The organism is Mycobacterium sp. (genome assembly GCF_025965855.1).
Classification (GTDB): domain Bacteria; phylum Actinomycetota; class Actinomycetes; order Mycobacteriales; family Mycobacteriaceae; genus Mycobacterium.
Map to the genome: position 1 here is coordinate 25,887 of NZ_JAOPWB010000126.1, position 8,298 is coordinate 34,184.

An 8,298-nucleotide genomic window follows, 5' to 3' on the forward strand; every position below is an offset into this window, starting at 1 on the left:
TCCGGCGACTTGCGCGGGATTTCGGGGTGTCCTCGACGAGGTGCTTACCAAACCGGAGCCGCGTCGACGAGATCTGCAGCGTCCGCCCCGTCAGGTCGATGTCGCTCCACCCTAGGCCTGCCACTTCGCCGCGGCGTAGCCCGGTAAGCGCAAGCTGCCATGCGATCCCGTATCGGTCGCCGTCGATATGAGCGAGAACCGCTCGGAGCTCGGATGGGGCGAATGTGTCTGGAGGGTTTCGGATCCGCAGGTATGCGGTCGACCAGCTCGGCGACGTTACGCACCACATGCCCTTGCCTCATCTGATCCCTCAGCACCGACGTGAGTAGGCCCAACATGTAGTTCACAGATCGCGGTGACCACGACTTGCGCGACTTGCCGGTGGGAGAGGCTAAGCCGCCGGCACGCAGAGCTGTGACGAGATCGTCGATGTGCCGCTTGCTCAGCTTCTGCACTGCGACCTCACCAAGTTCGGCGAGTGCGGGCGCGAGGTTTACCCGATGTCCGTGAAGCGTCGAAGGTTTGAGTCCGTGCTTGGAAGCCAGCCAGTCCTCGCACGCTTGGGCGAGCGTGATTTCTGATGGATGCACATATGTGCCCTTGGCGACATCGCCACGTACAGCATCCAGCGCTGCCCGAGCCTCTCGCTCCGTCTTGTACCGCTTCCGCAGCTGCTTGCGCCTACCGTCGACCACGCCCACGTCGACGATGAGCTGATAACGAACAACGGGGCGACCGCCATCTCGTGCGGCGAGCTCGACCCGTTTGATCTGCGGCGGCAGCTGGCGACGTTCAGCCATGGCGATCTACTCAGTCTGCGTTCAGTTGAGGGATCACGATGCCGCCTCAGTGTGGGCAGCGATGAAACGCTCGATCTCTGTGGACGCCACCCGGCGCGATCCGCCGATCTGGACCCATCTAAGTTGGCCGGCGTCGAAGAGACGATAGACGGAAGAACGCGAGATGCTCAGCACCTCAGCCGCTTCCACGATAGCAGCCGATAGGTGGCCCGGGCAGCCGTCTGCGGACCTCCGAATCCCTTGGCGGACAACCGATCACCGAAGTCCAGGTCGCCAGGCAGCGCGCGTCGTGCACGCAAATCTCCGAGGACCGCCTGGACGCGCTGGGCGTCACCGTCAAACGGGTGCGCCGGCCGGTCTTCTCTCACCGGCCTAGCGGTGTGCCGGCCGACATTTCGATGTACCGCATGGAAACTCGCAGGCAATTGCCAGCCGCGCCCGTGCCTAACGGTGACCCGCCGTAGCGTCGACGCAGGTCATCGAGATCAGCTTCAGTGGTCAAAACCCAAACCCCCCACAGTCCGGTTGAAGAAGTGCGGAGTTTTTGAGACTGAACGATGGCGCATCATCTGAGACAACTCGCGACGATGGTGGTCAGCCCGGTGGGCGAACTCCAGGGGATACCAGTGCCGCGTCCGCTCGATCGAGCATCCGTCTGACGTTCGAGGCAAAGTAGATCGTGGTGGACATGGAACATCCACGTGGTAACCGTCGATGGGTCCGAACCAGAACCACGGAATCTGGTACGATAGTACCACTAATTTTGCTGTCACTTTGCCGTCAACCCCCGCGGATCAGGGCGAACAACGGCGAACTGTCACGAATGCGTATTCGCAGGTCGCGGGCATGCACGAATAAGTGCGAGCCCAGCCAAACTGGGCTTCAATCGCCTTGTAAGCGAAAGGTCGTCAGTTCAATCCTGACAGGAGGCTCCACAAAAGCGCATTTCACGGGTCATGTCGCGATCCCGACAGCGATCAAGCACAGCTCGGCGTGTCAGACCAAGATCAGATCCCTTTATCGGACGGTCCCCCGGGTGTCCGCAGCCCGCTGCGGTGTGTGCTCAAGCTGGCATCGGACCCGGTACGGTTCATTGTTATCGATCGAGGCCTTCGACCGAAATCTCGTCATACATCTGGGTGGTCTCGACCTGAAGGACGGTGCAGAGCCGGCTGAGGGTCCAGTAATAGCCGCAGACCTGTAACAACTCTACGATTTCGCGGTCGGACAGGAACTTGCGCGCCGAGGCGAACACTTCGTCGGACATGTGAGGCTTTTCGATCAGTTCGGCGGTGAACTGGATTACGGCGCGATCCTCTTCGGGCAGGGCTGGATTGGTGTAGTTCTGATCGCGGATCATTTCACGGATCCGTTCGGTCACGCCCGCCTTCTCGGAGATGGGGATGTGCTGGGCGAAGACGAACTCGCTTTGCACAGCCGAGGCTAGGGCGAGAATCGCCACTTCACGGGTCCGGACCGGAAGGTGCAGCGAGCTGTAAATGGTCAAGCCGAGTCTGATGAAGGGCTGCACCATGGCCGGTGAGTGCGACAGCATCTGAAACATCTCATCCGGCGGGAATTGGGCCAAAAATGTCCTAGAATCCTCGGGGATCGTATCGGTATACGGTTTTTGCAGTCGGGGCATTATCATTTCCAATTCAGATAGTTGCAGTGGTCCGTACCTGGGGAACTCGGCGCCGCGCGGAGCCTAGATGTATGTATATGTTGGGATGCTCGTTAGCGCTGCTCCGGTCGTGTCGCGGCAAGCCTTATCAGGTTGCTGGCGTTTTCCAGCTTGTCGAGTATTCCGACGTGCTCGACGATCGTTCGTGCGTCAGCGGGGCTGATGATGCCGCTGACGTTGTCGAGGAACTTGGCCTCGACGTCGCTATCGCGCGTGTCGGGATGGCCAGGGTATCCGCGGGCGCCGCCTTGAGTGTGAGACAGGAGTCGGCCGTCGGAGAGGGTGATATCGATCCGGCAGCTCAGCAGAGGGGGCTGACCGGGCGGGAACTGCATCGAGTAGGGCAGTACTTTGTCGACGATCGAGAGCAGGTCGGGATCTGCCCAAAGTGTGGGGTTCATGTACTCATCGGGCCGGTTACGGCCGTGGATTAGCCTGAGGGCGATACTGAAAGCGATGCTGAACTGGGCGGTAACAGTGTCGGTCGGGCGTGTGATTGTCGCGCCATGCCCGACGGCGATCTCGGGAAGGCCGAGTTTGATCTCGGTGATCTCACACCACGGAAGGTCATTGTGCTCTTGCAGGTAGCGCACGGCTTCGATAGCGGGGGCCGCGGACCCGATCGTGGGGTATAACCGGAAGATCGTGTCGACGATGTGGAAATGATCGAACAACTGACCGACGGCGGCGCTGTCCAGGGTGGTGGATAGTAGCCGAAACACCCCGCGGCCACCTTCGACGATTCCGGTCGGCCCGGTGAGTCCGCGTTGGGCGAGCAATGCGGCCTGAGAGCCGCTTCGGCCGGCGGTTCCGGAATGCATCCGCTTAACCTCGCCGCCGCTGAGTTCGTATTCCATCGTGCCCGCCGCGTCGCTGCCTGCGATGCCGAACGCGTGCGTGAGCTCATCAGTGGTGAGGCCGAGGAGTTTGCCCGCGGCGGCAGCGGAACCGAAGGTGCCCAAGATCTTGGAGGCGTGCCATCCGTGGCGGACCATGTTCTCGACGGTGGTGGCGCCGAGGAGCGACATAATCTGTGCTCCGGCAACGATTGCGGTGATCACGTCGCGGCCGGTGGAGTTTGTGATCTCACCGAAAGCGAGCGCGGCCGGAACAACAGCCGAGCCGATGTGCGCGGCATACATGTGCACGTCATCGAACTCGATGCCGGCAGCGAGGGTCCCGTTGACGAACGCCGCATAGGGTGCCACCGTCCGCGTGTCCGACTGCACGACCGTGCATTCCGGCGCGGCAGCCATCAGCTCAACCAATTCACGCTCGGGCCGTACGTTGGGTAGTGTCGCGCCGCGTATCTGCAGCCCTAGTTGATCGAGGATCAGAAGCTTCGCCATTTCGACCGCCCGAACCGGTACTGTCTCGTAGTCCAGACCAACTACCCAATCAGCCATTTTGGCCGATAATGTGTTTTCACTCATCGCAAAGATGTAGTCCTTCAGCTTCGTTGGGGGAGGCGGACGCTTGCCGGTTAATTGCGGTCGGGAACGACTTCAGTGCATTGTCGATCCGCCGTCGACGGCGAGCACCTGGCCGGTGACGTACGCGGATAACGGCGTAGTGAGGTATTGAACAGCATCGGCGACATCCGAGGGCTCACCGAGCCTCCGCAACGGGATGGCTTGTGCGGCCGAATCGTCGCCGCTCACAGCGGCCGCCTGTTGCTTGATTAATCGCGACGTTCGGATTATTCCTGGCGCAATGCAGTTGACGCGGATGCCCCATTGTCCAACTTCTGCTGCCAGGTACCGGCTGTATTGCACCACGGCGGCTTTGGACATGCCGTAGACGGCCAGGGAACCATCGGGAGTAACCCACAGCGCGGACTGGCTTGCCATCGTCACAATTGCGCCACCGCCGGAATTGCGCATGTGAGGCACCGCAGCTCTGCAACAATTCACTACTGTTCGCATATTCGCGTCGACAATTTTTGTGAAATCGACGTCCGGGGTGACACTGGCGGCGCTCCGCTCATAAGGAGTCAGTGCACCGCCGACCGGGATCACCAGTATGTCCAAGCGTTGATTGCTATCGACCACATCCTGTATCGCTCGAGTGGTCGCTTCGGGATCTATGAGGTCAGCTTGAATTCCCATCCCACTTCCGACCCGGTCCTGCAGTTCGTCCACGACAGTTGCCGCGGTGAGTTGCTCACCGTATTCGGCTGCCGCACGGAGATTTACATCGACGACCGCCACGGTGGCGCCGAGCCTGGCGAGCCGCAGGGCACTAGCGCGCCCGATTCCACGTGCGCCTCCGGCAACGATGGCCACGTGGCCCGATAGCTCGTGGGGCATAGCTGTACTCCTTCACTTCATTGGTGTCCCCTGGTGGTCGGCAGCTAATCTGCTGAAATTGCCGGTCTGTGGGATTACTACGCCACTTCTGCACCGAATTCCCGTCCGCATTACGTCAATCGTGCTGGCGTGGTTACCGGAAGGACAAGACGAGTGGTGGCGTGATAAATAATGTGGACGGACGTTTTGAGACTGGCGCCGGTGGGCGCGAGTTCGCCGGTGCCCAGATTCCGGGCGTACAGCGGGTGCGCACCGCCTGAGAGTTGCAGCCGCAGGCTGTGGCCCTTTTGCACTCGGTGGGCGCAGGGGAGGAGTCGAACCGCCAGGTCCTGAATCTCACCAGCAGGTACGGCAGGGTCGAGTCGGACAAAGCCGTCGCAGATGTTCCGTGAGCGCCCCTTAGTGTCGACCTCGCAGACGCGGACGAACAGATCGGCATTGGGGTTATCCACGCTGACCGTTACCTCGACCGTCGGAGCCCCCTCGAACTCGACGTCATTTGTCAGTGCAGCACTAGTGGAGGTGAGGACATCCGACCGGGCTTCCAGCTTTGCGTTGTCCACCACACCTGCACCGCTGGCGAGTCGCCGGCCGCCTGCTGCCGGGGTCGGATCGGCAGGGTTGAAGCAGAATGTCGAGGTACCGCCCGTCGCGGCAGCGGAGGCGAGCCGGCCTCCCTCGTGGACGAACCAGGAGGTCTCGGTGCTGGCTGGAGGCCAACTCTGCGCCGAGTGCCAGGTGCGACTGGTGCCGGTGACGAATGTGCGCACCGGATCGGTTCGTCGGGGAGACGCCTGCGTGCCCAGATACGTGTCGAACCACTGCAACGCTTCGTTGTCGATGACGCCAGACCCTTTGAGCACATGGCCACGATGAGTCCACGGCCCGAGCGTCAATGCGACATCGATCCCTCGGGACCGAAGGGTCTCGTACTGGACGACCGTCTGCCGGAGGAATACGTCGTACCAACCACCCACTAGGAGCGTCGGCGTCCGAACGCGCTCAAGCGCGTCGGCGAAGTCATAGTCGCGCCAGTAAGGTTCGGCTGGGTCGGGGTGGTCCAGCCATTCCCGGTACCACGACGCGCGAGCACCCAAAACTGCTGACGCTGCTTCGGCCAGGGGAAGGCTTGCGTATGCCGACTTCAATCGGTTCGCCCGCTTTCTGCCGGCGAGCTGCCGCAGCGCGCTCGGCCGGTCCTCGAACGCCACGCTGTTCGCATCGGACCATCCCAGATAGGTTTCCAGGGCGAATGCCCCGCTATCCCAAATGGAACTACTGAAATCGTGCGGCCCCGCGATCATCACACTTGCTTGAAGTTCGGGCGGCGGGTCCATCAGAAGGGCCCACTCGGTGTACGCCAAATACGACATCCCCATGGTTCCGAGGCTCCCGTTGAACCACGGTTGTTCCCGCAACCAGACCACGGTGTCCTGCGCGTCCGCGGCTTCGCGCACCATCGGCTGGAAAGTATCGGTCGATCCGGCAGTTCCCCGGCAGCTCTGCAGCAGCACGTGATATCCCTGTGCGGCCAAGGTCCGGCCCCACAACGCGTCCAGTGGTGCGCCCCGCCCATAGGGTGTCCGAATAAGAATCGTCGCCCCACCGTCGCCAGGCTCGGCAGGCCCGTAAAGGTCGCCGAGCAAGGCGAATCCGTCCCGAGATGGGGTACGCAGACCACGCTCGACAAAAATCTTGTTCCGCGGTTTCGGCATCCCCCTGAGCCGGCGCAGCAATCCGTCGACCGCGCGTGCAGACACCCCAGGCACCATCCTCACCACAAACCCGCCTCCTTGTGTCGTTCGCTAGGGTTCGGCAAGCTGCTCAAACGTCGGCTGTTCCTCGACGACCTTTCCGGGCCTGTGCTCGATCGCAACACGCAGAGGGATTGCAGGACAGGCAATTTCGCTTAGTTTTCTGGCGGAGTGCACGTATTCCGAACGTGCGCTATTCATCGGATTTGACTGGGGCGGGCACCAAGAAAATACCTGTGCCGGGCGACAATCATCTGTCTAGCTACTGTTCGCTCGGCGCGTCGTACCGCGTTGCGCTCGGCGGCATAGGTCGGCGGGCACGTGCCGGAACGCTACGTCAAGGGTGCGCGTGTCCCTGGCTGTTGCGACCACTTGGTGCCCAGCCTCAAGTACGGCCTGGGCGGTCGCCTCGCCCAACCCGCGACCAGCACTCGTCACCAGCCACACTTGACACATCACTCTTGCTTCCTGTTCTCCTGGTTCTTCCGATCATGGCCGGGTCTGCGCGCGGGACGACCCGGATCACCGCTCGCTGTCGAGCGCCACCATCTGCGTGGCGTCGTAGCGGTCACCGGCGGCCGCGTGTTTGGGTACCGCGGACTCGATGGTGGCGAGTTGCTCGGCGGTCAACTCGAAGTCGAGCGCGCCCAGCGACTCGCCCAGCCGCTCGCGTCTGCGGGCCCCGACCAGCGGGACGATGTCCTCGCCTTGGGCGGCTACCCACGCGATCGCGACCTGGGCCACGGATACGCCGAGTTCGGCGGCCACACTGCGCAGCCGCTCGACCAGGGCCAGATTGCGGTCGAGGTTCTCGCCGGTGAAGCGTGGGCTGTGTGCCCGGAAGTCGCCCGAGCCGGCGCGGTCGACCGACCAGTGCCCGCTGATCAGCCCACGCGACAACACCCCGTACGCGGTGACACCAATGCCTAGTTCGCGGCAGGTGTCTAGGATCTCGCCTTCGGGGCCGCGGGAGATCAGCGAGTATTCGATCTGCAGGTCGCTGACCGGGTGTACGGCGTGCGCGCGGCGGATGGTGTCCGCGCCGACCTCCGACAATCCAAGATGCCGCACATATCCGGACTGAATCATCTCGGCGATCGCGCCGACGGTGTCCTCGATCGGCACCTTGGGATCGAACCGGGCCGGCCGGTAGACGTCGATGTGATCGGTGCCGAGTCGTTGCAATGTGTAGGCGAGGGAGTTCTTGACGGCGACCGGGCGGTTGTCCTGGCCCAGCCACGACGCGTCCGGGCCGCGCAGGGAGCCGAACTTGACGCTGATCTGCACCTGGTCGCGGTCGTGTGCGCGCAGGGCTTCGCCGAGCAGCATCTCGTTGTGGCCCGTGCCGTAGAAATCGCCGGTGTCGAGCAGGGTGATGCCGGCGTCGAGCGCGGCGTGGATGGTGGCGATGCTCTCAGCGCGGTCGGTGGGCCCGTAGAGGTCGCTCATGCCCATCAGGCCAAGCCCGATCGCCGAGGTGGTTCCCAGGGTTCCCAGTGTCTTGGTTCGCATGACTGCGGGCTGCTTCGGCTGAGTGAAACGAACGCATTCGGCGACATCGGCTCCTTGCAAGGCCGATTGGTCAGGAATCGTGTTCATGTGCACACCTCAGATCGATTTTTCAGTGCATGCTGGGCGGCTGCGACTGGTCCGGTTGGGCCGCGCTCACATCCATGACGTCCTGGTCGTCGACAAGGGCGCCGACGTGATCGGCACTCGCGTCACACCTGAAAAGACCAGCTTTATCGACA

7 protein-coding genes, 1 tRNA gene and 2 pseudogenes are annotated in these 8,298 nt (G+C 62.4%); 2 read left to right on the plus strand and 8 right to left on the minus strand.

The features are described 5' to 3' along the window. Window positions 1–44: 44 nt before the first annotated feature. From JWP83_RS09675 to JWP83_RS09680, 3 genes and pseudogenes are all read right to left on the minus strand, one after another. On the minus strand, window positions 45–800 hold the full coding sequence (locus JWP83_RS09675) for an Arm DNA-binding domain-containing protein (protein WP_297729310.1): 756 nt from the start codon (window positions 798–800) through the stop codon (window positions 45–47). Window positions 801–833: 33 nt separating this feature from the next. Next, complete coding sequence (locus tag JWP83_RS31225; RefSeq protein ID WP_367185612.1) at window positions 834–989, minus strand: helix-turn-helix domain-containing protein; 156 nt, start codon at window positions 987–989, stop codon at window positions 834–836. A 2-nt stretch (window positions 990–991) separates the two neighbouring features. Beyond that, window positions 992–1,168 (minus strand): annotated as a pseudogene (locus tag JWP83_RS09680) (adenylate/guanylate cyclase domain-containing protein); the annotation flags it as partial. Here JWP83_RS09680 and JWP83_RS31230 point away from each other — a divergent pair. Continuing rightward, a pseudogene (locus tag JWP83_RS31230) lies at window positions 1,115–1,264 on the plus strand (adenylate/guanylate cyclase domain-containing protein); the annotation flags it as partial. The pseudogenes JWP83_RS09680 and JWP83_RS31230 overlap by 54 nt on opposite strands. 405 nt (window positions 1,265–1,669) lie before the next feature. After that, a tRNA-Leu gene (locus JWP83_RS09685) sits at window positions 1,670–1,735 on the plus strand. Between the two features lie 161 nt (window positions 1,736–1,896). On the opposite strand, the gene JWP83_RS09690 is transcribed toward JWP83_RS09685, so the two are convergent. The 5 genes from JWP83_RS09690 to JWP83_RS09710 all read right to left on the minus strand — a co-directional run bounded on the left by JWP83_RS09690 (window position 1,897) and on the right by JWP83_RS09710 (window position 8,059). After that, window positions 1,897–2,445, minus strand: a complete 549-nt coding sequence (locus JWP83_RS09690; protein ID WP_297729314.1) for a hypothetical protein — start codon at window positions 2,443–2,445, stop codon at window positions 1,897–1,899. Window positions 2,446–2,537: 92 nt separating this feature from the next. Beyond that, window positions 2,538–3,890 (minus strand): MmgE/PrpD family protein, encoded by a 1,353-nt coding sequence (locus JWP83_RS09695; protein ID WP_297729316.1) that lies wholly within the window; start codon window positions 3,888–3,890, stop codon window positions 2,538–2,540. A 99-nt stretch (window positions 3,891–3,989) separates the two neighbouring features. Continuing rightward, window positions 3,990–4,793, minus strand: coding sequence for an SDR family NAD(P)-dependent oxidoreductase (locus tag JWP83_RS09700; protein WP_297729319.1), 804 nt, complete (start codon window positions 4,791–4,793; stop codon window positions 3,990–3,992). Window positions 4,794–4,903: 110 nt separating this feature from the next. Next, window positions 4,904–6,553 carry a CocE/NonD family hydrolase gene (locus JWP83_RS09705; protein WP_297729322.1) on the minus strand — a complete coding sequence of 550 codons (1,650 nt, stop codon included), beginning with the start codon at window positions 6,551–6,553 and terminating at the stop codon, window positions 4,904–4,906. A gap of 516 nt (window positions 6,554–7,069) precedes the next feature. Next, a complete protein-coding gene (locus tag JWP83_RS09710; RefSeq protein ID WP_297729325.1) occupies window positions 7,070–8,059 on the minus strand; it encodes an aldo/keto reductase in 990 nt (329 codons plus the stop codon). Between the last annotated feature and the right edge of the window lie 239 nt (window positions 8,060–8,298).